The sequence below is a fragment of the Xanthomonas sp. BRIP62411 genome (assembly GCF_003993525.1).
GTDB classification, from domain to species: domain Bacteria; phylum Pseudomonadota; class Gammaproteobacteria; order Xanthomonadales; family Xanthomonadaceae; genus Xanthomonas; species Xanthomonas euroxanthea.
In genome coordinates, this window is sequence record NZ_QEZI01000011.1 from 33498 (window position 1) to 58543 (window position 25046).

14 protein-coding genes are annotated in these 25046 nt (G+C 65.4%); 1 reads left to right on the top strand and 13 read right to left on the bottom strand.

Annotation, left to right across the window (positions count from 1 at the left end; all coding sequences use genetic code 11):
* Positions 1-91: 91 nt before the first annotated feature.
* The 12 genes from EO139_RS08265 to EO139_RS08335 all read right to left on the bottom strand — a co-directional run bounded on the left by EO139_RS08265 (position 92) and on the right by EO139_RS08335 (position 22344).
* The gene (locus EO139_RS08265; RefSeq protein WP_047125438.1) at positions 92-1168 is read right to left on the bottom strand and encodes a chemotaxis response regulator protein-glutamate methylesterase; all 1077 of its coding nucleotides are present in this window, start codon (positions 1166-1168) and stop codon (positions 92-94) included.
* Positions 1165-1761, bottom strand: a complete 597-nt coding sequence (gene cheD / locus EO139_RS08270; protein WP_024937701.1) for a chemoreceptor glutamine deamidase CheD — start codon at positions 1759-1761, stop codon at positions 1165-1167. Before cheD ends, EO139_RS08265 begins: the two co-directional genes overlap by 4 nt.
* The gene (locus EO139_RS08275; protein WP_126970194.1) at positions 1758-2627 is read right to left on the bottom strand and encodes a CheR family methyltransferase; all 870 of its coding nucleotides are present in this window, start codon (positions 2625-2627) and stop codon (positions 1758-1760) included. Before EO139_RS08275 ends, cheD begins: the two co-directional genes overlap by 4 nt.
* Positions 2628-2832: 205 nt before the next feature.
* Positions 2833-5205 carry a methyl-accepting chemotaxis protein gene (locus EO139_RS08280; RefSeq protein WP_164739787.1) on the bottom strand — a complete coding sequence of 791 codons (2373 nt, stop codon included), beginning with the start codon at positions 5203-5205 and terminating at the stop codon, positions 2833-2835.
* An 85-nt stretch (positions 5206-5290) separates the two neighbouring features.
* A complete protein-coding gene (locus tag EO139_RS08285) occupies positions 5291-5674 on the bottom strand; it encodes a hypothetical protein (RefSeq protein ID WP_005993867.1) in 384 nt (127 codons plus the stop codon).
* Between the two features lie 171 nt (positions 5675-5845).
* Positions 5846-6331, bottom strand: coding sequence for a chemotaxis protein CheW (locus tag EO139_RS08290; RefSeq protein WP_016904902.1), 486 nt, complete (start codon positions 6329-6331; stop codon positions 5846-5848).
* A gap of 130 nt (positions 6332-6461) precedes the next feature.
* A complete protein-coding gene (locus tag EO139_RS08295; RefSeq protein ID WP_164739788.1) occupies positions 6462-7244 on the bottom strand; it encodes a flagellar brake protein in 783 nt (260 codons plus the stop codon).
* Positions 7245-8756: 1512 nt separating this feature from the next.
* Entirely contained in the window at positions 8757-11429 is a 2673-nt protein-coding gene (locus EO139_RS08315; protein WP_126970206.1) for a Cache 3/Cache 2 fusion domain-containing protein, read from the bottom strand.
* Positions 11430-11762: 333 nt separating this feature from the next.
* Positions 11763-14027 (bottom strand): methyl-accepting chemotaxis protein, encoded by a 2265-nt coding sequence (locus EO139_RS08320; RefSeq protein WP_047125433.1) that lies wholly within the window; start codon positions 14025-14027, stop codon positions 11763-11765.
* Positions 14028-14535: 508 nt separating this feature from the next.
* On the bottom strand, positions 14536-16794 hold the full coding sequence (locus EO139_RS08325; RefSeq protein WP_126970208.1) for a methyl-accepting chemotaxis protein: 2259 nt from the start codon (positions 16792-16794) through the stop codon (positions 14536-14538).
* 715 nt (positions 16795-17509) lie between these two features.
* A complete protein-coding gene (locus tag EO139_RS08330; protein WP_126970210.1) occupies positions 17510-19984 on the bottom strand; it encodes a methyl-accepting chemotaxis protein in 2475 nt (824 codons plus the stop codon).
* Between the two features lie 107 nt (positions 19985-20091).
* Positions 20092-22344 carry a methyl-accepting chemotaxis protein gene (locus tag EO139_RS08335; protein ID WP_126970212.1) on the bottom strand — a complete coding sequence of 751 codons (2253 nt, stop codon included), beginning with the start codon at positions 22342-22344 and terminating at the stop codon, positions 20092-20094.
* On the opposite strand from EO139_RS08335, the gene EO139_RS08340 reads away from it, so the two are divergent.
* Entirely contained in the window at positions 22343-22528 is a 186-nt protein-coding gene (locus EO139_RS08340; RefSeq protein WP_126942735.1) for a hypothetical protein, read from the top strand. The genes EO139_RS08335 and EO139_RS08340 overlap by 2 nt on opposite strands.
* A 211-nt stretch (positions 22529-22739) precedes the next feature.
* On the opposite strand, the gene EO139_RS08345 is transcribed toward EO139_RS08340, so the two are convergent.
* Complete coding sequence (locus EO139_RS08345; protein ID WP_126970214.1) at positions 22740-24998, bottom strand: methyl-accepting chemotaxis protein; 2259 nt, start codon at positions 24996-24998, stop codon at positions 22740-22742.
* Positions 24999-25046: the final 48 nt, after the last annotated feature.

Consider the following 25046-nt stretch of genomic DNA (forward strand, 5'->3'; position numbering starts at 1 on the left):
GCGCATCCTCCGTCACCGGCGACGCTGCGTCCGCGACGCCGGGAGCCGCCGCCTGTTCGGTCGGGTGCGGGGGGCGGGACTTCATGCCGGATCAGCGCGCCTGCGCCGACAGCGCGATCAGGCGCTCGGCCACGCGGTCCAGCGGTACCACTTCCTGCGCGGCGCCGAGTTTATAGGCGGCACCGGGCATGCCCCAGACCACGCTGCTGGCTTCGTCCTGCACCAGCGTGGGCGCGCCGGCCTGCAGCATTTCCAGCAGGCCGCGTGCGCCGTCGTCGCCCATGCCGGTGAGGATGGCGCCGACCGCATTCGGGCCGGCGTTGGCAGCGACGGAGCGGAACAGCACGTCCACCGCCGGCTTGTGGCGATTGACCGGTGGGCCGTCGTCGATGCGGCAGCGCCAGCGCGCACCGTCGCGGATGATGCGCAGATGCTGGCCGCCGGGCGGCAGGTAGGCATGGCCGGGCAGGATCGCCTCGCCATCGCTGGCCTCGCGCACCGACATCGCCGAATGGCGATTGAGGCGCTCGGCGAAGGCGGTGCTGAAGCTGGCCGGCAGATGCTGGGTCATCACCACCGCCGGTGCATCGGCGGGCATGTGCTCGAGCACCACGCGCAGGGCTTCGGTACCGCCTGCCGAAGCGCCAATGGCGATCAGGCGGTCGGTGGTGCGAAAGCGCAGCGCGCTGCCCGGCACCGGCGCCGACTGCATGTCCAGGGTGACCTTGGGCGCGCTGGGACGATTGAGCGCGCTGACCTTGGCCTTGGAGGCCATCTTGACCTTGCTGACGATCTCCTCGGCATAGCCTTCCAGCCCGCGTGCGACGTCGATCTTGGGCTTGGAGACGAAATCCACCGCGCCCAGCGACAATGCCTGCAAGGTGGTGTCGGCGCCACGCTCGGTCAGCGATGAGATCATCACCACCGGGGTGGGGCGCAGGCGCATGAGGTTTTCCAGGAACACCAGGCCGTCCATGCGCGGCATTTCCACATCCAGCGTGATCACGTCCGGATTGAGGCGTTTGATCTTTTCGCGCGCCAGGATCGGGTCGGCGGCCGAGCCGATCACCTCGATGCCGGCATCGCGCGAGAGGATTTCGGTCAGCATCTGGCGTACGACCGCCGAGTCGTCGACGATCAGTACACGCACAGGGGTTTCCAGCGTCATTCGAACAACTCCACTCCACCGGTGACCGGTGCTTTGGACAGACGGGCGCGCACGGCCGATTCGGCGGCGGCGACTTCGGCTTCGTGTGCATGCGGCAAACGCTGCACGACCACGCGTCCGGTCGTCGGGAAGAACCACACCTTGCGCGGATGGATGCCGCACAGATCCTCGGCAATGATGGGAATGTGCTCGGCCTGCAGGTACTGGCGCACGAACTCGGCATTGCGGGTGCCGACCGGATTGCTGGTGAAGCCCTTGAGCACGTTGGCGCCACCGAACACCTTGGCTTCGATGCGTTTGCGATGCGCGCCGCGCTTGAGCATGTCGTTGATCAGCAACTCCATCGCATAACTGCCGTAGCGCGCGGGTGCGCCGTCACCGACCTGGCCTTCCGGCAACAGGAAGTGATTCATGCCGCCGATCTTCAGGACCGGGTCGCGCAGGCAGGCGGCAACGCACGATCCCAAGGTGGTCGTCAACGCGGTGTCGTCGTCCACCACCAGGTATTGGGTGGGCAGCAGTTTGGCGGTGATGGTCTGGAACCGCGAGTCGCGGTAGCGCATGACATCGTCGACCTGCACGGCGGTGCTCATGTGGCGGCTCCGGCGCGCGGCGCACGCCGATACAGCGTGCGCCCGCACGGCTGGATCAGGTCGGCTGCGTGCAGGTAATTCTCCGAGTGCCCGGTGTAGAGCAGGCCGTCATCGCCCATGTGGCTGACCAGACGCGACAGGATGCCGCGCTGGGTCGGCTTGTCGAAATAGATCATCACGTTGCGACAGAACAGCGCCGCGTACGGGCCGCCGACGTCGTAACGCGGTGCCAGCAGATTCAGCTGGCGGTATTCGATGAGTTGGCGCAACGCAGGGATGACCCGGCACTTGCCCTCGTTGGGGCCGCTGCCGCGCTGGAAATATTTGCGCTTGATCGATGGGTCCAGCGAGGCGACGCGGTCGATGGCGTAGACGCCGCGCGAGGCGGTTTCCAGCACCTGGGTGTCGACGTCGGTGGCCACGATGCTGACCGGCGGGGTCAGAGTGCCGAAGGCTTCGCAGGCGGTGATGGCGATGGAGTAGGGCTCCTCACCGGTGGAGGCCGCGCACGACCAGATCTTCAAGGGCGCCTGCGAGGCACGCTTTTGCAGTTCTTCGCGCAATTTGTCGAAGTGGTGCGGCTCGCGGAAGAACGAGGTCAGATTGGTGGTCAGCGCGTTGGTGAACGCCTGCCATTCCTCTTCGTCGGTGCCTGCTTCCAGCTGGTCCAGATAGTCGCGGAAGGAGCGCAGACCGAGCACGCGAAGACGACGCGACAGCCGGCCATACACCATGTCGCGCTTGGCCGGAGCCAGGGCGATGCCGACACGCTGATAGATCAGGTCGCAGACGCGCTTGAAATCGCGGTCGCCAAAATCAAATTCGCGTGTGTCTGAAGCGGGAGTCGAGGTGGTCGTCATATCCATAAGCGTCGTGAGCTATGACTGGATATCGGCCACGTGGTCATGCAACTGAAGCACTAATCGGTGTCTTGCGGGGGCAGGTCGCATCTGGCGCCTGCAACCGCGTTGGCGGGGCAGCGGGCGAGGCCAATGCGCGGCGCTGCGCACTGCGCTGGCTGCAGATGCGCAAAGCCCCGGCAGTGCCGGGGCTTTGCGGGACAGCCTTGGATCAGAACTCTTGCCAGTTGCCGTCGGCCAGGGCGGCCTGCGGCTTGGCCGGCCGCGATGGCGTGGCCGCCGCACGCGCGGCCGGCTTGGTTGCGGGCGTCACCGCAACCGGGCGCGAGGCGACCGGGCGGGCGCGTGCGGCCGGCGCAGCCGGCTCGTCCAGCTTGAACACCGACACCGCTTCGGCCAGGTGGCCGGCCTGCTCTTCCATCGAGCGTGCGGCCGCAGTGGCTTCTTCCACCAGGGCGGCGTTCTGCTGGGTGGTTTCGTCCATCTGGGTGATGGTCTGGTTGACCTGCTCGATGCCGGCCGACTGTTCCTGCGAGGCGGCGGAGATCTCGCCCATGATGTCGGTGACCCGCTGCACGCTGGCCACGATCTCGGCCATGGTGGCACCGGCCTTGCGCACCAGTGCCGAGCCCTCGGCCACCTTGTGCACGGAGTCGTCGATCAGGCCCTTGATCTCCTTGGCCGCGCCGGCCGAACGCTGCGCCAGCGTACGCACTTCCGAGGCGACCACGGCAAAGCCGCGGCCCTGTTCGCCGGCACGGGCGGCTTCCACCGCCGCGTTCAAGGCCAGGATGTTGGTCTGGAAGGCGATGCCGTCGATGACCGAGATGATGTCGGCGATCTTCTTGGACGAGGCCTCGATGCCGGACATGGTGGTGACCACCTGCGAGACCACGTCGCCGCCCTGCGAGGCCACGCCGGTGGCGCCGATGGCGAGCTGGTTGGCCTGGCGGGCGCTTTCGGCGTTCTGCCTGACCGTGGAGGTGAGCTCCTCCATCGATGCGGCGGTTTCTTCCAGGTTGGCTGCCTGCTGCTCGGTACGATGCGACAGGTCGCTGTTGCCAGAGGCAATCTCGCCGGCAGCCGAGTTGATCGCGGTGGACGAGACCTTGATGCGCCCGACGATGTCGGAAAGCTGCTCGGCGGTGGCATTGGCATCGTCACGCATCTGCGCGAACACGCCACTGAATTCGCCGCGCATGCGCACGGTCAGGTCGCCGCGCGACAGCGCCGACAGCAATGCGGAGATCTGCTCCAGGCTGGCGGCGTTGGCATCCAGCAGGCCGTTGAGCTGCTGGGCCAGCTGCAGGAAGAAGCCCTGCTTGCCATCGGTTTCCACCCGGCCGCTCATGTCGCCGCTGGCGGCGGCACGCACGATGCGGGCGACTTCTTCTTCGACCTGGACCTCGATGGTGCGATCGCGCCATTCACAGACATCGCCGGTGCTCTCGCCCTGCTCGTTCTTGATGACGGTGACGGTCTGCATCATCACAAACTCGCCGTAACGCTCCTCGAAGCTGGTGATGCCGTCGCGTTCCAGCGCTGCGATGGCCTTGTGCACGGTCGCTTCGGGCAGGCCGAGATAGCTGATGTGCTGACCGATGATCTTGCTGGCCTCAAACTCGGGCGAGGACAGACGGATGCTGCCTTCGTAATGCGTGACCAGCTTCTGGAACGCCTCGTTGGCGTAGATCATGATCCGATCGGTGTCGGTGATGAAGGTGCTGGTGGAGGATTTGTCCAGTGCGGTACGGATACGCAGGTTTTCGTCGGCGATCTTCTTGTCGCGTTCGATGCGTTCCTTCAGGTCGCGCTGCATCCTGTGCATGGAGCGCATCAGTTCGCCCACTTCGTCCTGGCCCTGCACATTGATCTGGCCATCGAGCTTGCCGCTGGCGATTTCGGTGGCAGTGGACACCGCGCCGCGCATGCTCTTGACGATGGACCGTGCGAACAGGAATGCCAGGCCCAGGCCACCGGCGATACCGATCAGCAGCACCAGCACGGTCAACGAGACCGAGGTGGCATGGACCTTTTCGGCCTTGCTCTTGGCAGCCTGCGCCAACTTGTTGTCTTCGGCGATCAATGCGGCCAACGATGCCTGTGCCTTGGCATGCAGTGCGCTGGTTTCGCCAACGAAGGTATCGACGGCGTCGTCAGGCAGGTTCAGTTCCAGCATTTCGTCGACGCTTTCGTAGGAGGCCGAGGCCTTCTTCCAATCCGCAACGAAGGTGGCAAACAGCTGCTTTTGCTGCGGGCTCTCGATCAGGCGGGGATAGCCCTTGATCGTGGCCTCGATTTCGCCATTGAGCCGCTTGGCGCGGACCTTGGCTTCCTGCTTGACCGAGTCGCTGGCGCGCACCAGATTTTGATAGGACGCATTTCGATATTCGCCGAGCATGCCGCGCAGATCGCCTGCTTCGCGCACGCTGGACATGGTATTGCCGGCCAGGTCGCGGGTGACATTATTGAGCGAGGCCAGGCCCGCGTAGGCGATGATTCCCTGCACCAGCATGATCAGCAGCACGATGCCGAACGCCAGCATCAGCTTGGGCATCAATTTGAGATTGTTGATCCATTGCATTGACACGATTCCCCGGTAGAAGTCAGTGCGCATAACCGCAAACAGCAGATCGCCACGCGCGAGGGCGTGGCGATCTGCTAGGCGATTACTTGATGGTGGCCAACTTCAGGCTGGCCGGCGAGCTGACTTCGATTTCGGCACGCGAGCTGTCGCGCTGGATCTTGCCGAGCACACAGACGTCCTTGCCTTCCAGGGATTCCGGAGCAAAACTGAACTTGCCGCGGTTGGCGCCGTCGATGCGGGCCGAGAAGGTGTGACGCGGGAACATGCCGCCCATGTACAGGAAGGTAGGTTCACCTTCCGAGCTCTGGGCGTACTTGGCCTTTTCGACCTTGCCGCACACCATGCCGTCCTTGCCGACGAAACGGGTCGCCATTTCCGGCGGAATCATTTCCTGCGACTGAGCCGACAGCGTGGGAGCAACGATCACGAGAGCAGCGACGGGGAGGAGCGAGAGCAGGAACTTCATTGGGATTCTCCAGAATCAAAAGTCGAACGGTGACCCGTTTATGTGCGCGGGCTTCTATTCAGCTATCGGCTAGCCGCCGTTCAACTTGAATCCGAAAAACGTGATTTCTATCTCACTTCAACTTCGTTGTGCGTCTCGTGTCGGGAAGCTCCCGACACCAGATGGTCTGAATCAGGCCGCTTCTTCGGCCAGCTGCTGCTGACCGAGCTCGGTGCTGTCCAGCAGGGTCTCGATATCCAGCAGGATCAGCATGCGATCGTCCTGGGTGCCGATGCCCGAGATGAAGCGGGTATCGACCGAGGCGCCGAATTCGGGGGTGGGGCGGATCTGATCGTCGTTGAGCGGGATCACGTCCGAGACGCTGTCCACCACGATGCCGACGACGCGGTCTTCGACATTGAGCACGATCATTACGGTGAAGGCGTCGTAGCGCGCTTCTTTCAGGCGCAGCTTCAGGCGCAGGTCGATCACCGGCACGATGGTGCCGCGCAGGTTGATCACACCCTTGATGTAGTCCGGTGCGTCGGGCAGACGGGTGACCGAGTCGTAGCCGCGGATTTCCTGCACTTTCAGGATGTCCACGCCGTAGTGTTCTTCGCCAAGGGCGAAGCTGAGGAATTCACCACCGGTGCCGGTGGTCGTGCTTTTGTCGTTCATGGAAACTCCGGGCGTTGCGGCTGAGTGTCGGATTGCAGCTATAAAAAAGCATGCGGATGAGGATTGCCCTAGCAACATCGGCGCAGTGCAGGGCAACTTTAGCCGTGCGCCGTGGCTGGTGCGGGTGGGTTCAGAACACGCCGCTCTTGCGCGCATTGCGCTGGCGGTCGACCCGGAAGATGTAGCGCTGGATGGTCTCGTCGGCGCCGCGTGGCAGGTCGCTGAACTGCATGCCGACCCGGAAGCCTTCGCTGCCGTTGGGCAGGGTCTGCTTGTACTGGCTGCATACCGTCAGCGGCAGGGTGATCGGCGCGGTGTCGGGCAGTTGCAGCGTGCAGTTGCGATAGGTGCGCTGCGGTTCGAGCAGGGGCATGCCGTCGGTGAGCGAGACCGCCAGGCCGCCGCTGCTGATGTCGATCACGCGCAGCTGCAGATTGAGATTGCCGCCCTGTGCGTCGTCCTGGCGAATGATGCAGATGGGCGAGTCGGTGATCGGCGTTTCCAGCCGGTACGACTCGCGGCGCTGCATGTGGTACATCGCCTCGGGCAGGTCGGCGCGGAAGGCGACATGGATGTCGCGTTCCAGCCGGTCGGGCGTTTCCAGCCGGAAGCGGATGTTGACCCGTTCCAGTTGTGCGTAGCACAGCAGGTACTTGGCCTCCTGGATGGCGCGGTTGGAGGCCTCGTTGTGGCTGCCGTCCAGAATCACGCAGTCCTCGTCTTCGTCCACTTCGAGCACGGCGGTGGGCACGGCCATGTCGCGCCCGGCCACATGCATGGTCACGATGGCACGCTGGTCGAGCAACTGGCGCAGCAGGCCACGGATCTGCCGTTTGTTGCGTAGCAGATAGCGCTCGTCACCTTCGGCAAGGTGATCGTCGTGGTCCAGCTCTGAGGTATCGCCTTGGGACATGGGCACAAGCACAGTAGATGCGGGAAGACGCCGGAACGGTTGTCCTGGCGTCGCCTTGATATCGGCGGCAAAGCGAAATCTTTAAGAGCGGCTGACAAAAAACCACTGCGTGACGTCTTGGTTGCTTTCGGCGCTATGTTCCTGGCGCTGGATGGTGCGGATGGATCAGTTGCGGAGCGGGCGGGATCTGCGGGTTTGCTGCAGGGCCCTTGCCCGCCCACCATCGCAGGACACGCCGCAAGTACGTCCATGTAGGCTCCGGCGCGGCATCCATGCCGCTCAAGGTCCCGCGACGGTGAGCGGACAAGGACCTATCGAGATGGTCGGTGTGCACGGTAAGAGCGGTGCTGGATGCGTCGTTCGCTCATGACGTATCGGCTCCATGTTTGATGGGCACCGCGCGCTCGACGCTGCGGGTTTGCTGCAGTGTCCTTGCCCGCCCACCATCGCAGGACACGCCGCAAGTACGTCCATGTAGGCTCTGGCGCGGCATCCATGCCGCTCAAGGTCCCGCGACGGTGAGCGGACAAGGACCTATCGAGATGGTCGGTGTGCACGGTAAGAGCGGTGCTGGATGGGTCGTTCGCTCATAACCTATCGGCTCCATGTTTGATGGGCACCGTGCGCTCGACGCTGCGGGTTTGCTGCAGGGTCCTTGCCCGCCCACCATCGCAGGACACGCCGCAAGTACGTCCATGTAGGCTCTGGCGCGGCATCCATGCCGCTCAGGGTCCGCGACGGTGGGCGGGCGGACCTATCGAGATGGTCGGTGTGCACGGTAAGAGCGGTGCTGGATGCGTCGTTCGCTCATAACGTATCGGCTTCATGTCTGATGCGCACCGCGCGCTCGACGCTGCGGGTTTGCTGCAGGGTCCTTGCCCGCCCACCATCACAGGACACGCCGCAAGTACGTCCATGTAGGCTCCGGCGCGGCATCCATGCCGCTCGGGGTCCCGCGACGGTGGGCGGGCAAGGACCAGTCGAGAGGGTCGGTGTGCATGGTAAGAGCAGTCCTGGATGCCTCGTCCGAGCGTGAAGCATCGACTTCACGTCAATGCAAGTCGCCCGACAAACTGCTTTTCAGATGAGCGCCAACCAACTCCCTGGTGCGGTGTCCTTGCCGGTTGCGGGACCGTGTGGCGGCATGGATGCCGCCACAGAGCCCCAGGGATGGGTTCACGGCGTGTCCCGCGAGCGGTGAGGGCGCCGCACCCTCGACGCTGCGAGTTGGCTGCAGGGTCCTTGCCCGCCCACCATCGCAGGACACGCCGCAAGTACGTCCATGTAGGCTCCGGCGCGGCATCCATGCCGCTCAGCGTCCCGCGACGGTGAGCGGACAAGGACCAGTTGAGATGGTCGGTGTGCATGGGAAGAGCAGCGCTGGATGCGCCTCGTTGGATCATGGAGCAACGGCTCCACGTCTTAATGCACACCGCACGAGAGACTGCTTTTCAGTGAGCGCCGACCAACTGTCTGGTGCAGTGTCCTTGCCGGTTGCGGGACCGTGTGGCATCAGCTATAGGCGTGCCGTGCGTTGGCCAGCAAGGTGTTCAGTTGGTCCTGCTGTTCCAGGCGGAACACCGCCACTGCATCCACCAGCTGCGCGGCCTGGTCTTCCATCGCGCGGGCAGCTGCGGTGGCTTCTTCCACCAGCGCGGCGTTCTGCTGGGTGGTTTCGTCCATCTGGGTGATGGTCTGGTTGACCTGGGTGATGCCGGCGGCCTGCTCGCGCGAGGCGCTGGTGATCTCGCCCATGATGTCGGTGACGCGCTGCACCGAGCTGACCACCTGTTGCATGGTGCTGCCGGCCTCGGAGGCCAGCGCGGCGCCGTTGCCGATGCGGGTCACCGAGTCGTCGATCAGGTGTTTGATCTGCTTGGCTGCACCGGCCGAACGCTGCGCCAGCATCCGCACTTCCGAGGCGACCACGGCGAAGCCGCGCCCCTGTTCGCCGGCGCGCGCCGCTTCCACCGCCGCGTTCAAGGCCAGGATATTGGTCTGGAAGGCGATGCCGTCGATGACGGAGATGATCTCGGCGATCTTCTTGGACGAGGTGTCGATGTCGGCCATGGTGGTGACCACGCGGCCCACCACATCGCCGCCCTTGACTGCCACTCCGGCGGCATCCAGCACCAGCCGATTGGCCTGGTCGGCGTTGTCGGCGTTCTGCCTGACGGTGGCGGTGAGCTCTTCCATCGAGGCGGCGGTTTCTTCCAGTGCCGCGGCCTGCTGTTCGGTGCGACGCGACAGGTCGCCATTGCCGGTGGCGATCTCGGTGGCGGCCGCGTTGATCGCCAGCGACGAGTCCTTGATCCGGCGCACGATGCCGGCCAGCTGGTCGGCAGTGGCATTGGCATCGTCGCGGATGGTGGCGAACACGCCTTGCAGGTCGCCATCCATGCGTGCGGTCAGATCGCCCTGCGACAGCGCAGAGAGCAGCGCGGACACCCGCGACAATCCGTCTGCATTGTTGTCCAGCAGCACGTTGAGTTGCTGGGCGAGCAGCAGCAGGAAGCCCTGCTTGCCTTCCAGGCCGACACGCCCGCTCAGGTCGCCGGCAGCGGCGGCCTGCACGATGCGTGCGACCTCCTGTTCCACCTGGACTTCCTGGGTGCGGTCGGCCCACTCGACCACAAAGCCCATGCGCTCGCCGGCTGCGCCCAGCACCGGGTTGACCACCAGTCGCATGGTGCGGCCACCGACATGGATCTGCGCGGTGTGGGTGCCGGTGAGCTGATCGAGCATGCGTGCCTGATGCTCGGGCCTGCGATGGAACTGGTCGATGCTGCCGTCGATCAGCGCATCGGCATCGAAGTTGGGCAGGTCGCGGCGCAGCTCGTCCTGCACGCTCTTGAGCATGCGCTGCAGCGGGCGGTTGACATAGATGATGCGGCGATCCGCATCGGCGATCATCACGTTGGTGCTGACATCGTCCAGCGCGGTGCGCACGCGCAACGCTTCGCTGGCGATCAGGTGGTCGCGCTGCAGGCGCGCGCGCAGGTCGTCGCGCATGGTGCGCGCGTTGCGCAGCAGGCGGCCGAGTTCGTCGTGGCGGTCGATCTCGATCGGGTTGTCCAGGCGGCCGGCAGCGACATCGCCGAGCACGCGTTCCACCGCCAGCAGCGGGCGGGTGACCATCTTGCGCGCGGCGATGAACACCACTGCGATGCACAGGCCCAGCACCACCAGCGAGAGCAGCAGCATGCTGCCCATCAGCTCGTCCAGCGGGCCGTCGATGGCGCTGCGCGGCTGGGTGCCGATCACCGCCCACTGCCATGGCGCATAGCGCTGGGCGGTGACCTCGAAGGCCTGGCTGTTGCCCCTGGCATCGCGCAACTGCAGGTTGGCGCTGGGCTGCCTGCCGTCCAGTACCGACTGCAACAGTGCCTGCTGCCCGGCCGGCACCAGGGCCGCCAAGGTGGCCGGCGTGCCCGACGGGGCGGCGATGACCTGGCCCTGATGCTCGCCCGGCGCCATGTCGACGATGACGAAATAGCCGTCCTGGCCCAGCCGGGTGGTGCCGACCTGCGCCTTGAGTGCGGCCAGGCCCTGGGTGTAGTTGCGACCGACGAACAGCGCGCCGATCACGTCGCCGGCGGCATTGCGCAGCGGCTGGTAGTGGGTCATGTATTGCTCGCCGAACAGCTGCGCCTGGCCGGTGAAGGGCTTGCCTTCGGACAATGCGGCGTAGGCCTTGCCCTTGCGGTCGAGCAGGGTGCCGATCACGCGTTCGTTCTGCTTGTTGCGTAGCGAGGTGGTGATGCGCACGAAGTCCTCGCCGGTGCGCGCGAAGATGGTCGCAACGCCGCCGGTGGCCTGCGCAAAGCGATCCACCGCATCGAAATTGAGATTCTGTACCTGTGTGCCGGAGCGCAGCGTAGGCGTGTTCTGCGCGCCGATGGTCACGGTGCTGGCGGTATCCAGCTCGCGTGCGCCGCGCGGCAGCATGTCGTCGAACACGCTGCCCAGGCGCTGGGTGCCCTCGGTCAGGGTGACGTCGTACATCGCGACCGACTGCTGCATCAGCCGGGTACTGGAGTGCAGCTCGGCCTTGACCTGGGATGCGATGTCCGCGGCGGACTGGCGGTAGATGGTCAGGGCCAGCAGGCCGAGGGAAAGCGCGATCACCAATGTCAGCAGCGCGGACAGCCGGGTACCGACAGACAGCCGGTGGAAGGAGTGCATGAGGAATCGACCTTGCCCGGGGGAGGGCGTTACGGATGCGTGAAATCGATAGCGGCCGTTTATGCGATTAATTGATGATTTGCGTCGAAAACAGCACAATTGTCCAGTTCGCTTGCCCACTGGAGCGAACGTGGCGGAGTGGCACTTGTTATTTTTGGGTGAAGAATAGCGTTCCGCGCAGTGCCCGCCCGCTGCCGTCCGACGGGTCCCCAGGGACAAAAAAAGGGCCGCTTCCCTCGCTAGGAAGCGGCCCTCAAGATTCGTGGATCACGAATCAAACTGCGCTCGAATGCTGTTTGTGGAGACTGCGGGTGTGACGCGTTGCGGTGGGGCTTAGAACTCCTGCCAGTCGCTGGAACCGGCGGTGGCTGCCGCCGTCGCCGTGCCGGTGGTGCTGCGGCGCGGGGCTGCGTTACCGACCGCACGTGCGGCCGGGCGGGTGGCAAAGCGTGCGTTGACCGGCGCGGCGACCATCGACGAGGGCCGGGGGGCTGCAGGGCCCTGCTCGACGATCTTGAATACGGCAACCGCCTCGGTGAGCTGCTGGGCCTGCTCTTCCATGGCACGTGCGGCGGCGGTGGCTTCTTCCACCAGCGCGGCGTTCTGCTGGGTGGCTTCGTCCATGTGGGTGACGGTCTGGTTGACCTGCTCGATGCCGGCCGACTGTTCCTGCGAGGCGGCGGAGATCTCGCCCATGATGTTGGTGACGCGCTGCACGCTGGCCACGATCTCGGCCATGGTCTTGCCGGCCTGGTCCACCAGTTGCGAGCCGTCGGCCACACGCTGCACCGAGTCGTCGATCAGGCTCTTGATCTCCTTGGCTGCTGCGGACGAGCGCTGTGCCAGGGTGCGCACCTCGGAGGCAACCACGGCAAAACCACGGCCCTGGTCGCCGGCACGCGCCGCTTCCACCGCCGCGTTCAATGCCAGGATGTTGGTCTGGAACGAGATGCCGTCGATGACGCTGATGATGTCGGCAATGCGCTTGGACGAGGCTTCGATGCCGCTCATGGTGTCGACCACCTTGCTGACCACCTCGCCGCCCTGCGAGGCCACGCTGGCGGCGCCGATGGCAAGCTGGTTGGCCTGGCGAGCGCTTTCGGCGTTCTGGCGCACGGTGGAGGTGAGCTCTTCCATCGAGGCGGCGGTTTCCTCCAGGTTGGCGGCCTGCTGCTCGGTGCGCTGGGACAGGTCCTGGTTGCCGGCGGCGATCTCGCTGGCGGCGGCGTTGATGGACGTGGCCGAGTGCTGGATGTGCCCGACGATGCCGGACAACTGGGTCGCGGTGGCGTTGGCGTCGTCGCGCATCTGTGCGAACACGCCCTTGAACTCGCCGTCCATGCGCGCGGTCAGGTCACCCGCCGCAATCGCCCGCAGGATGCCCGACAGCGACTGCAGGCTGCCATCGGCGGTGGCCATCAACTGGTTGAGGCTCTCGACCATGACGCGGAAATCGAACTGGAACTGCGCCGCATCGCCGCGTGCGCCGAAGTCGCCGTCGGCGGCGGACTGGGCCAGCTGCTTGATCTGCTGATTCATCGAGGACAGGTTGGTCTTCACCTGCGCCATGGTGTCGGTCAGCCTGGCTTTTTCGCCCGGCAGCGCGTCCATGTCTTCGCTGAGGTCGCCGATCGCGTAGCGGCCCATGATCTGTGCCAGACGCAGCGTGACCTGGACGTGGCTGTCGACCAGCGCGTTGGTATCGCCGGCCATGCGGCCGTAGTCGCCCGGGAACGCGTCGGCATCCATGCGGAAGCTGATCTGGCCGCTGTCGTGGCGCTTGGCCATGTCCAGCTGCGCGGTGATCAGGTTGCGCACCTGCGACTGCATCTTGTCCATCGCCTGCAGCAGACGGCCGGTCTCGTCGCTGGCCTCGCTGTGCACGGCGTTATCGAGCTTGCCGTCGGCGATCGCCTCGGCGGCGCGGGTGGCGCGGTTCAACGGGCCGGTGAGGCTGCGGGTAATCGTCCAGGCCAGCAGGGCGCTCAGCAGCACCACCGCAAGGCCGCCGCCGATCAGCATGCTGCGGCCACGCGCCATCGAAGCATTGGCCTGGTCGTAGGCCAGCTGGCTGCTCTTGCGCTGCGCGTCCGAGTAGGTACGGATCGCATCCTGCCAGCGCTGGGTGGCCGGCGCGGCGCGTTCGAGCAGGATCGGCATGGCCTGGTCGACCTTGCCGGCGGTGCCCAGTTCGCGCACCTGCTGGTTATGCGCCAGTGCCTGCTCGCGCGTCGAATCCAGCGCGTTGCGCAATTCCTGGTCGTGCGCGTCGGCGGGAAATGCGTAGAGCTTGTCGCGCAGCTCCTTGTAGCGGATGCGCTGGGCGTCGATCACTTCACCGAACTGGCGATTCTGCTCGGCAGTGGTCGGCAGCACGATGTTGCGCAGATTCAACGAGATGGTGGCATTGGCGTCCAGCATGTCGGTGGCGTACTGGATCATCGCCATGTTGCGGTTGACGATGGTGTCCAGGCGTTCGCGCGCTTGGCTGAGCGTGTACAGACCGGCGGCCACCAGCGCGCAGGAGAGAAGGATCAAGACGCCGAAGGCCAGGGAAAGGCGCTTGCCGACGTTGAAGCGGTGCAGGAAGGAGTTCATGGAGTGACCTGAGCGAATGTGCCGTTGGATGGAGTGGCATGCAGCGCAGTGCTGGAGCAGTGCGTTGCACGTCATCCCTTGTGTGATGCGTCGGTCAGATAACGGCGTTAGCGCTGCTGCATTGAGGCAGGCTGGATCGGTTGGTAAAGCCGGGTCTCAGGCACGTGACTGCCATGTGTATGCGGGGTAGGGGATCGGTGGGGGTGTGTGGGGAATATCCCTAGAAAACCCTGCTTGAATGCGGTTTTGGAGGTGCGCCGGCGCAGGCCGGCCCGGACGATGTGAAGTGCGATTTCACGCTGGCCACGGTGCATAGCGGGCGTGCGGACAGCTGCCTGGTCGTGCACAACGCAAAACGGCACCGCGTGTGCGGTGCCGTGATAAAGATGCTGCTGATGCGGATTACATGGCCGCGTGCCTGGGCGTGGTGTTTCCCTCGCGCACAGACACGCGCGTTGCAGAACCGGCATGTACGCCCTGCGGACGTGCCGACAGCGGTCAGTGCCGCTTAGAACTCCTGCCAGTCGCCCACGTCGGTTGCCGTCGCGGATGCACCTGCGGCGCTGCGCCGCAACGGCGCGGCACTGCTGGTTCGGGCGACCGGACGCGGTGTGCCGCGGGCATTGGCGGGCGCATTGGCAATGGCCGACAACTGGCGCGCCACCGGTGCGTGCTCTGCGACCTTGAACACGGCGACCGCTTCGGTGAGCTGCTGGGCCTGTTCTTCCATCGCACGTGCGGCGGCGGTGGCTTCTTCCACCAGCGCGGCGTTCTGCTGGGTGGTTTCGTCCATCTGGGTAACGGTCTGGTTGACCTGCTCGATGCCGGAGTACTGCTCCTGCGACGCGGAGGAAATCTCGCCCATGATGTTGGTGACGCGCTGCACGCTGGCCACGATCTCGGCCATGGTGGTGCCGGCCTGATCGACCAGGGTGGCGCCCTGGGTGACCTTGTCGACCGAGTCGTCGATCAGCTGCTTGATTTCCTTCGCCGCACTGGCCGAACGCTGCGCCAGGGTGCGTACCTCGGAGGCAACCACCGCGAAGCCACGGCCTTGCTCACCGGCGCGCGCCGCTTCCACCGCTGCGTTCAGTGCCAGGATATTGGTCTGGAAGGCGATGCCGTCGATGACGCTGATGATCTCGGCGATCTTCTTCGACGAGCCCTGGATGTCGGACATCGTGGTGACCACCTTGGCCACCACGTCGCCGCCTTGCGATGCCACGGCCGCCGCGCCGATGGCGAGCTGGTTGGCCTGGCTGGCGTGCTCGGCATTCTGCTTGACGGTGGAGGTGAGCTCTTCCATCGAGGCGGCGGTTTCCTCCAGATTGGCGGCCTGCTGCTCGGTGCGCTGCGACAGGTCCTGGTTGCCGGAGGCGATTTCGCCCGAGGCCAGGCCGATCGCGTCGGCAGCGCTCTGGATGCGGCCCACGATGCCTGCCAGCTGTGCGGCGGTGGCGTTGGCGTCGTCGCGCATCTGCGCAAACACACCCTGGTACTGGCCGCTCATGCGTGCGGTGAGGTCGCCGGCGGCGATCGACTGCAACAGGCCGGACAGCGACTGCAGATTGCCGTCGGCGGTCGCCATCAGGTTGTTGAGGCTTTCCACCATCACGCGGAAGTCGTACTGGAAGCGCTCGGCATCGCCGCGGGCGCTGAAGTCGCCGTTGGCCGCCGACACCGCCAGGTGCTTGATCTCGGTATTCATTGCGCTCAGATTGACCTTGACCTGCGCCATGGTGTCGCTGAGCAAGGCCTTTTCGCCGGGCAGCTTTTCCATGTCCTCGGACAGGTCGCCGATCGCATAGCGGCCCATGATATGCGCCAGGCGCATCTTCACCGCCAGATGCGAGCCGACCAGGGCATTGGTGTCCTTGGCCATGCGGCCGAAGTCGCCGGGGAAGGCACCGGCATCCATGCGGAAGCTGATCTGGCCCTCGTCGTGGCGCTTGGCCATGTCCAGCTGGGCGGTGATGAGGTTGCGTACCTGGCCCTGCATGCGATCCATGGCCTGCAACAGACGGCCGGTTTCGTCGTTGGACTGCGTGCGCACATCGTTGTCGAGATTGCCGTTGGCGATCGCTTCGGCGGCGCGGGTGGCCTGGGTCAGCGGGCGTACCAGGCTGCGGGTGATCAGGAAGCCGAGCAGGGCGCTGAACAGCACCACCGCCAGCCCGCCGCCGATCAACATCGCACGGCCACGTGCCATTTCCTCCGTGGTGGCGACATAGGCTTCGCGGGTGCGCTGGCGCTGCAGGTCCGAATACTCCGTCAACGCGTTCTGCCAATGCTGCGTACCCGGTGCGGCCTTCTCCAGCAGCAGTTTGAGTGCTTCGTCAGGCTTGCCGGTCAGGCCCAGCTGAGCGACCGCGTCGTTGGTCTTGCGGGCCTGGTCGCTGGCCAGGTCGATGCGGTCGCGGATCTGGGTGGCCTGGGGCGAGGCAGAAAACGCGTACAGCTTGCGGCGGGTCTCCTCGTAGTCCTTCAGCTGGTCCTTGATGACGGCGTAGAAGCGCAGATTGTCTTCTTGCGAGGTGGGCAACACGATATTGCGCAGCTGCACGGCGATGACCGAAGTGGCGTTGGTCATGTCCTGTGCGTATTGCATGATCGTGATGTTGCGGTTGACCACCGTGTCCATGCGGTCGCGGGCCTGCGCCAGCGTGTAGAGGCCGGCAGCGACCAGTGCGCACGACAACAGGATCAGCGTGCCGAAGGCGAAGCTCAGGCGCTTGCCGACGTTGTACCGTTGAAGAAGAGCGATCATTTGGGGGTCTCGAGGCAGTGGGGCAAGAAAGGACAAAACGCGTCGGCGCGGACGCGTGGGTCTGATGCAGGTACGGCAAGGCAGGCATCCAGCCGATCCCTCGCGCGGGCAACAGCGGGAGACCCCGGCGATGACAAGGCTGGTAAGCGTGCCGTGGAAGGTAACGGCCAGTGGTTGAGCGACTGAACTGGTCAGCCGCGCTGCGTATGGGCGGCCGTCACCGAAGTGACGCGCATGTGCAGAAATGGACCGGAAACGTCGATGTGCGTGCCATCGACGCAGTTGCATCGACCGGCCGATTCACATCTGGCTCACTCGTTCGAGCGTGATGCGGCGTTGCGGTTGCAAGGACAGACGGGCGGACGGCACCGGCTGCTGGAGCGATGCAGCAGCCTGGTGAGCCTGGCGCCGTATGCGCAGGCGGGGCTATTGGCTGCGGCAGTATTGCCTGCGGCAGGAATCGAACCTGCGCTGGGCAGTTGAAGCGAGTCCGCAACGGCGGGGTGGCGCCACTGCCTCGGTTGCGACCCGGGTGCAATGCGCGATCGCAGGCGCAGGCGGGGTGGCTCAGCCAGTCTCGGTCAAGACACCGCGGCCGGCGACCACGTAGCAGACACCGCGGCCAGTGACCGCGCAGCACGAGTGCACGGTGTGACTGCCCCCATGCGCGCGGCGTCGCCCACCGCGCGCGTACCCAACTCCGCACGCAGGGGCGTCAGGCGGCACGCACGCGTCGGGCCGGCACCACGGCGGCGTGCAGCTGGAACACCGACACCGCATCGCGCAACTGCTGCGCCTGCTGTTCCATCGCCCGTGCGGCGGCGCTGGCTTCTTCCACCAGCGCGGCGTTCTGCTGGGTGGCCTGGTCCATCTGTGCGACGGTCTGGCCGACCTGTTCGATGCCCTGCGACTGCTGCTGCGAGGCGTCGCTGATCTCGTGCATGATCTCGGTGACGCTGTGCACCGAGTCGACGATGTCCTGCATGGTGCGACCTGCCTGGCTGACCAGCACATTGCCTTGCTCGACCCGGCACACCGAATCGTCGATCAGCTGCTTGATCTGCTTGGCCGCGCCGGCCGAGCGCTGCGCCAGCGTGCGCACTTCCGAGGCGACAACCGCAAAGCCGCGCCCCTGTTCGCCGGCGCGGGCCGCTTCCACTGCCGCGTTCAAGGCCAGGATATTGGTCTGGAACGCGATGCCGTCGATGACCGAGATGATGTCGGCGATCTTCCGGGACGCGGCCTGGATGCCGGCCATGGTGCCGACCACGTCGCCCACCACCGTGCCACCTTGCGAAGCCACCGCGGCGGCGCCGACCACCAGCTCGCTGGCGCGCCGCGCGTGCGCGGCGTTGCTGCGCACGGTGGAGGTGAGCTCTTCCATCGCAGCGGCGGTTTCCTCCAGGTTGGCGGCCTGCTGCTCGGTACGCTGCGACAGCTCCTGGTTGCCGGAGGCGATCTCGCTGGCCGCAGCGTTGATGGCGTCAGTGGAGCGCTGGATGCGTCCGACGATATCGGCCAGCTGCGCCACGGTGGCATTGGCATCGTCACGCATCTGCGCGAACACGCCGTGGAAGTCGCCCTGCATGCGGGTGGTGAGGTCGCCTGCCGCGATGGCCTGCAGCACGCTGGACAGTGCGCCCAGATTGCCGTCGGCGGTGGCCATCAGCTGGTTGAGGCTGTCGACCATGGCCAGGAAGTCGTGCTGGAAGCGCTGCGTATCGCCACGCACGCTGAAATCGCCGTTGGCAGCGGCCTGCGCCAGCAGCTTGATCTCGCTGTTCATTGCCGACAGGTTGGCCTTGACCGCATCCATGGTGTCGCTGAACACGGCTTTCTCGCCGGGCAGTCGGTCCATGTCCTGGCTCAGGTCGCCGATTGCATAGCGCGACATGATCTGGGCGAGTTTCATCTTCACTGCGATATGCGAGCCAATCAGGGCGTTGGTGTCGTGCACCATGCTGGCGTAGGCGCCCGGAAAGGCATCGGCGTCCATGCGGTAACTGATCTGGCCGGCATCGTGGCGTTGCGCCATCTCGCTCTGCGCGGCCAGCACGCGCTGCAGCTGCTCCTGCATCCGGCGCATGTTGTCGAGCAGCTGGCCGGTTTCATCGCGGCTGGGCGCGGCGATAGGCTCGCCGAGCTGGCCTTGGGCGATATTGGCCGCCACCGCAGCGGCGCGGCGCACATTGCGGGTCAGCCTGGACAGGGTGGACCAGCCCAGCGCCGCGATCAGCGCGGCCAGCAGCGACAGTCCGGCAATGGCCTGCCACATCGCGTTGCGGGCATCGGCCAGGTGACGTTCGGACTGGCGCTGCAAGGCCTGCAGCGAGACGCTGCTGAGCGCTTGCATGGCCTGGCCGAGCGCGTCCAGCGCAGCGTTCCACTGGAGATCTGCGCTGGCGTCGTTGCCGTCCAGCGCGGTGCCGAGTGCGGCCAGCGCCGCGTTCGCATGCGCGGTTTCGGCCTTGGCGGCATCGGCCAGCGCGGGGTCGGGCTGTTCCAGCAGGCCGATCGCCTTGTCCAGCTCGTGGCGGAAACGCCGGTGGCTGCGCGCCAGCTGGTTGAGCTGTTCGCGCAGCATGGCGCGGCTGCCGGTCGCCTGCGACGGGTCGCTGGCCGCATCCAGCCGGGTCAGCGACTCGGTGGCATCGGGGCTGTAGATCAGCGTGGCCACCACCAGGTGGTAGCTCTCGATATACGGGGTGTAGACCAGCTGGCTGTCGTCGCGCAGGGCATCGAGTGCGGCAAACGCCTGTTCGCTGACGGCGGCGTAGCCGTTTGCAGCGGCAGCGGCGACGTGGCGTTGCTGCAGGCCCAGCAGGGCCTTCTGGCTGCGTTCGAAGCCCGGCATGGTTGCCGTGGTGGCCAGCAGGCGCTGCAGATCGCGCTCGGCGCGCGCGGCCGCGGCGCGGGCGGTGCTGCCGCTGTCCACGTGGGCCGCGTGCAGATCGGTGATCAGCCCCAGCATCTGTTCGAGCGGCGCGTAGCTGCGCAACTCGTTGCTGCTGATGGCCACACTTTCATTGAGCTTGCCGCTGTACAGCAGCACCGGAATGACCAGGCCGGCCAGCGCCAGCATCCCGATCACACCAAGCTTCCTGGCGATTGCCAGATCATCCCAGCGGCTGCTCCAGCGATGCGCAGAACGTGGGGCGGTCGGTGGCGACGGCACGGGCGAGGTGATCATGGATGCGTCTCATAGGCGTACGCAGCCTATCGGCCGATCACCGTTGTGCCTTGAGCCGGCCGGTGTCGCGCCGGCCGGCTCCATTCAGACTGTTGTGCCCGCTTGGCTCAGAACTCCTGCCAGCTGGTGTCGTTGCTGGGCGCGGTGACGACCATGCGCGGCCTGGCCGCGGCGGTGCGTCCGGCCGCTGCCACCTTGGCCTTCAGCGCGGGAGTCACCACCGGGCGCGGCGGCACGGTGCGCACCGGTGCCTTGGCATAGGCATGGGCATCGGTCTTGAACACCGCAACGGCGTCGGTGAGCTGGGTGGCCTGGTCTTCCAGCGCCCGTGCGGCGGCAGTGGCTTCTTCCACCAGCGCGGCGTTCTGCTGGGTGGTCTCGTCCATCTGGGTGACGGTCTGGTTGACCTGCTCGATGCCCGAGGATTGCTCCTGCGAGGCGGCGGAGATCTCGCCCATGATGTCGGTGACCCGCTGCACGCTGGACACGATCTCGCCCATGGTCTTGCCGGCGCTGTGCACCAGCACCGACCCCTCGGAGACACGCTGCACCGAGTCGTCGATCAGCCCCTTGATCTCCCTGGCGGCCGCCGACGAGCGTTGCGCCAGCGTCCGCACTTCCGAGGCAACCACGGCAAACCCGCGCCCCTGTTCGCCGGCACGCGCCGCTTCCACCGCCGCGTTCAAGGCCAGGATGTTGGTCTGGAACGAGATGCCGTCGATGACCGAGATGATGTCGGCGATCTTCTTGGAGGAGGCTTCGATCCCGCTCATGGTCTCGACCACCCTGCTGACGATCTCGCCGCCCTGCGAGGCCACACCGGCCGCGCCGATGGCGAGCTGATTGGCCTGACGTGCGCTCTCGGCGTTCTGCTTGACGGTGGAGGTGAGCTCTTCCATCGAGGCAGCGGTTTCCTCCAGGTTGGCGGCCTGCTGTTCGGTGCGCTGCGACAGATCCTGGTTGCCGGCCGCGATCTCGCTGGCGGCGCCCTTGATCGACACCGCCGAGGCCTTGATGCCGCTGACGATCTCGGCCAGCTGCGTGGCCGTGGCGTTGGCATCGTCGCGCATCTGCGCGAACACGCCGCGGAAGTCGCCGCTCATGCGCGCGGTGAGGTCGCCGGCGGCGATGGACTGCAGCAGGCTGGACAGCGACTGCAGATTGCCGTCGGCGGTGGACATCAGGTTGTTGAGGCTTTCCACCATCAGGCGGAAGTCGTACTGGAAGCGCTCGGCATCGCCGCGGGCACTGAAGTCGCCGTTGGCCGCCGACACGGCCAGGTGCTTGATCTCGGTATTCATCGCGCCGAGATTGACCTTGACCTGCGCCATGGTCTCGCTGAGCACGGCCTTTTCGCCGGGCAGTTTCTCCATGTCCTCGGACAGGTCGCCGATCGCGTAGCGGCCCATGATCTGCGCCAGACGCAGCTTCACCGCGATGTGCGAGCCCACCAACGTATTGGTGTCATGCGCCATGCGGCCGTACTCGCCGGGGAAGGCGTCGGCATCGATGCGGAAGCTGATCTGGCCATCGTCGTGGCGCTTGGCCATGTCGGTCTGGGCGGCGAGCAGGTTGCGCAACTGCAGCTGCATCTTGCTCATCGCCTTGAGCAGGCGGCCGCTTTCGTCGTTGAACTGGGTGTCGACGTCGTTGTCCAGCTTGCCGCCGGCAATCGATTCGGCCGCGCGGGTGGCCCGGCTCAGCGGCTGGGTCAGGCTGCGGGTGATCAGCAGGCCCAGCACGCCGCTCAGCAGCACCACCAGCAGCGAGCCGGCGATCAGCAGCTTGCGCGAGTCGTCCATGGATTGCAGCGCAACGGCGGAGGCCTCGGCCGACAGCGTGTTCTGCAGCGCGATGTTCTCGGCGATTTTGTCCTGCCACTGCTGCATCGCCGGTGCGGCCTTGGTCAGCAGCAAGGGCAGGGCCTCATCGCTATGGCCGGTCTGGACCAGGTCCATGACCTGGTCGTTGAGTACCTTGACCACGGCGCGGCGGCGATCGATTTCTGCGCGGATCTCCCGGCCCTGGTCAGACGGCGGAATCGCATACAGTGCTTCGCGTGCCTTGGAATAGTCGGCGCGCGCAGCCTGGATGGTCTCGATAAACTTGAGATTATCTTCGCTGCTGGTTGGCAAAACCACATTGCGGATCTGCATCGCAATAATGTAGTTGGCATTCATCATGTCGTTGGACAGGCGAATCTTCACCATGTTCTGGTGCACGAGATCGTCGACCAGGGTGCGTGCCGAGCTCAGCCCGCGATAGCCGATAATGGCAATGAGGGCGGAGAGAACGATCAGCACGGCAAATGCCGCCGCCAGTCGGGGGCCGACGTTATAGCGTTGAAGAAATGCAGTCATGATCAATTCCCGGCAGGCGGTGCGCAATGGATGGGAGCGATCAGGTGACGCCGAACAGTGTCTGCGTCACATGTCGCTATGCGCAGTAACGGCGCACGACAGCATCGCTGAATACCTCGATATCAAAAAAATATATAACGCGGTCAGGCTTGTGAAAAATAATAAATCGCGAGAATGGAATTGATCGGTTTGTGTAATCGTTATCGGCGGGGGATGACGGCGGACTCGACAATAATCGTATTGCTACATAAATAAAAAGTTATTCGAATGCTGCTTTATTTGTTATCGGGTTGATGCGCCTTTTAAAAAGCGTGGCGCGGCATAAAAAAAGCCGCGCTCTGGAGAGCGCGGCTTGCGTTTGACGGCGGCCAGTGCAGCGGCCGCTGCGGCGTGGCCTAGAACTCGGCCCAGTCCGATTCGTTGGACGGAGCCAATGCCACGGCAGCACGTGCCGCCGGCCTGGCGACCTGCGGCCTAGGCGCCGGTGCACTGGCGGCGGCTGGCCGCTTGGCAGCGAGTTGGCGCACCACCGGCGTGGCGCGGGTCACCGCTTCGAGCTCGGCTGACAGGCGGAACAGGGCGACCGCCTCGGTGAGCTGTTGCGCCTGTTCTTCCATCGACCGTGCGGCGGCGGTGGCTTCTTCCACCAGTGCGGCGTTCTGCTGGGTCGCCTCGTCCATCTGGGTGACGGTCTGGTTGACCTGCTCGATGCCGGCCGACTGTTCCTGCGAGGCGGCGGAGATCTCGCTCATGATGTCGGTGACGCGCTGCACCGAGGAGACGATCTCGCTCATGGTGCTGCCGGCCTGGTTCACCAGCGCCGAGCCTTCGGCCACCTTGCTGACCGAATCGTCGATCAGGCTCTTGATTTCCTTGGCGGCGCCGGCCGAACGCTGTGCCAACGTGCGCACCTCGGAGGCGACCACGGCAAAGCCGCGGCCCTGTTCGCCGGCCCGCGCCGCTTCCACCGCCGCGTTCAAGGCCAGGATATTGGTCTGGAAGGCGATGCCGTCGATGACCGAGATGATCTCGGCGATCTTCCTGGACGAGGTCTGGATGCCGGACATGGTGTCCACCACCTGGCTGACCACGGCGCCGCCGTGCGAGGCCACGTCGGCCGCACCAATGGCGAGCTGGTTGGCCTGGCGCGCATGCTCGGCGTTCTGCTTCACCGTGGAGGTGAGCTCTTCCATCGAGGCGGCGGTTTCTTCCAGGTTGGCGGCCTGCTGCTCGGTGCGCTGCGACAAGTCGTTGTTGCCGGCGGCGATTTCGCCGGCAGCGGTGTTGATGGCCAGCGTGGAGTGCTTGATGCGGCCGACGATATCGGTCAGGCGCTGGGTGGTGGCATTGGCATCGTCACGCAGGCGCGCGAACACGCCGTGGAACTGCCCGTCCATGCGTGCGGTCAGGTCGCCTTCGGCCACCGCGCCGAGCAGCTGCGACAGCTTGCCCAGATTGCGGTCGCTGACCTCCATCATCGAGTTCAGATCCGCCACCATCACCGCGAAGTCGTACTTGAAGCGCGCCGCATCGCCACGTGCGCTGAAGTCGCCGGCGGCTGCGGCCTGCGCCAGCTGCTTGATCTCGGTATTGATCGACAACAGGCTGGCCTTGGCCGCATCCATCGCTTCATGCAGGATCGCGCGGCTGGCCGGCAGGCGGCGTGCGTCCTGGGTCAGGTCGCCCTGTGCGTACTGGTTGAGGATGCGCACCGCGTCGGTGATGGCATCCAGATGCTCGAAGATCATCGTGTTGATGCCGCCGGCCAGCGTGCCGTACACGCCGGGGAAATCCTCCGGCATGCGGTGGGTGATGTCTTCGGCCGCATGCAGGTGCGACATGCGCGCGGTCTCGTCGCTGAAGCGGCGCAGCATCTGCGTCATGCCGCCGGTGGCCTCGAGCATCTGGCCGATCTCGTCGTTGCTGGTCTTGTGGACCTGCACGCTCAGGTCGCCGCGCGAGACCGCCTTGATGGCGCCCAGCGCCTTGGACAGCGGATTGGTGATGCTGCGTGCGATCAGCCAGCCAAAGGTTACCGACAGTGCCGCCATCAGCAGCGTGCCGAGCAGCAATACCACGCTGGTCAGCTTGAACGAGGCGGCGCTGGCCGCGACCATGTCGCTCAGTGCCTTGGACTGCTGTGCATAGAGCTTGTCGACCGAGGCGAACACCTCCTTGCGCAGTTCGCCGGACTGATTGCGCGAAAATTCCATCGCCGCGCTGCGATCGGGTTGTGCATAGAGCGCGCGCAGCTGCCGGTTGGCGGCGAAATAGCGCGTGCTGGCATCGGTCAGCCTGGCGTATTCGGCCTTCAGCGGCGAGGCAGCGCCGATCTTGGCGTCCAGGAGCTTTTGCGTCTCCACGTACTTGGCCTGGATCTCGTCCATGCGCTTGAAGAACATCGCATAGCGTTCCGGGTCGTCCAGATTGGCGAACTGGCCCACTTCATAGACGCGGAATTCGCCGGCAAAGCCACGCAGCTCGGACAGGCGGCTCAGCACCGGCACCACGTCCTGGTTGATCAGGGTGGTCTGCTGCTGCATCTGCCGCATGCGGGAATAGCCCAGGCCGCCCAGCAAGGCGGTGAGCACGGCGCTCAGGCAGAAGGCAACCATCAGTTTGCGGCGGATCGGCCAATCGTTGAACTTGTTCATCAGTGACTCCGGGACATTGCGCAGGGACGCTCTCCAGCACGCTAACGG

Coding starts and splice junctions, on each gene's coding strand:
- EO139_RS08345 (WP_126970214.1), bottom strand. CDS start 24,998: ATGAACAAGTTCAACGATTGGCCGATCCGCCGCAAACTGATGGTTGCC.
- EO139_RS08295 (WP_164739788.1), bottom strand. CDS start 7,244: ATGTCCCAAGGCGATACCTCAGAGCTGGACCACGACGATCACCTTGCC.
- EO139_RS08320 (WP_047125433.1), bottom strand. CDS start 14,027: ATGAACTCCTTCCTGCACCGCTTCAACGTCGGCAAGCGCCTTTCCCTG.
- cheD (WP_024937701.1), bottom strand. CDS start 1,761: ATGAGCACCGCCGTGCAGGTCGACGATGTCATGCGCTACCGCGACTCG.
- EO139_RS08340 (WP_126942735.1), top strand. CDS start 22,343: ATGATCAATTCCCGGCAGGCGGTGCGCAATGGATGGGAGCGATCAGGT.
- EO139_RS08315 (WP_126970206.1), bottom strand. CDS start 11,429: ATGCACTCCTTCCACCGGCTGTCTGTCGGTACCCGGCTGTCCGCGCTG.
- EO139_RS08275 (WP_126970194.1), bottom strand. CDS start 2,627: ATGGATATGACGACCACCTCGACTCCCGCTTCAGACACACGCGAATTT.
- EO139_RS08325 (WP_126970208.1), bottom strand. CDS start 16,794: ATGATCGCTCTTCTTCAACGGTACAACGTCGGCAAGCGCCTGAGCTTC.
- EO139_RS08265 (WP_047125438.1), bottom strand. CDS start 1,168: ATGACGCTGGAAACCCCTGTGCGTGTACTGATCGTCGACGACTCGGCG.
- EO139_RS08280 (WP_164739787.1), bottom strand. CDS start 5,205: ATGCAATGGATCAACAATCTCAAATTGATGCCCAAGCTGATGCTGGCG.
- EO139_RS08330 (WP_126970210.1), bottom strand. CDS start 19,984: ATGATCACCTCGCCCGTGCCGTCGCCACCGACCGCCCCACGTTCTGCG.
- EO139_RS08335 (WP_126970212.1), bottom strand. CDS start 22,344: ATGACTGCATTTCTTCAACGCTATAACGTCGGCCCCCGACTGGCGGCG.
- EO139_RS08290 (WP_016904902.1), bottom strand. CDS start 6,331: ATGAACGACAAAAGCACGACCACCGGCACCGGTGGTGAATTCCTCAGC.
- EO139_RS08285 (WP_005993867.1), bottom strand. CDS start 5,674: ATGAAGTTCCTGCTCTCGCTCCTCCCCGTCGCTGCTCTCGTGATCGTT.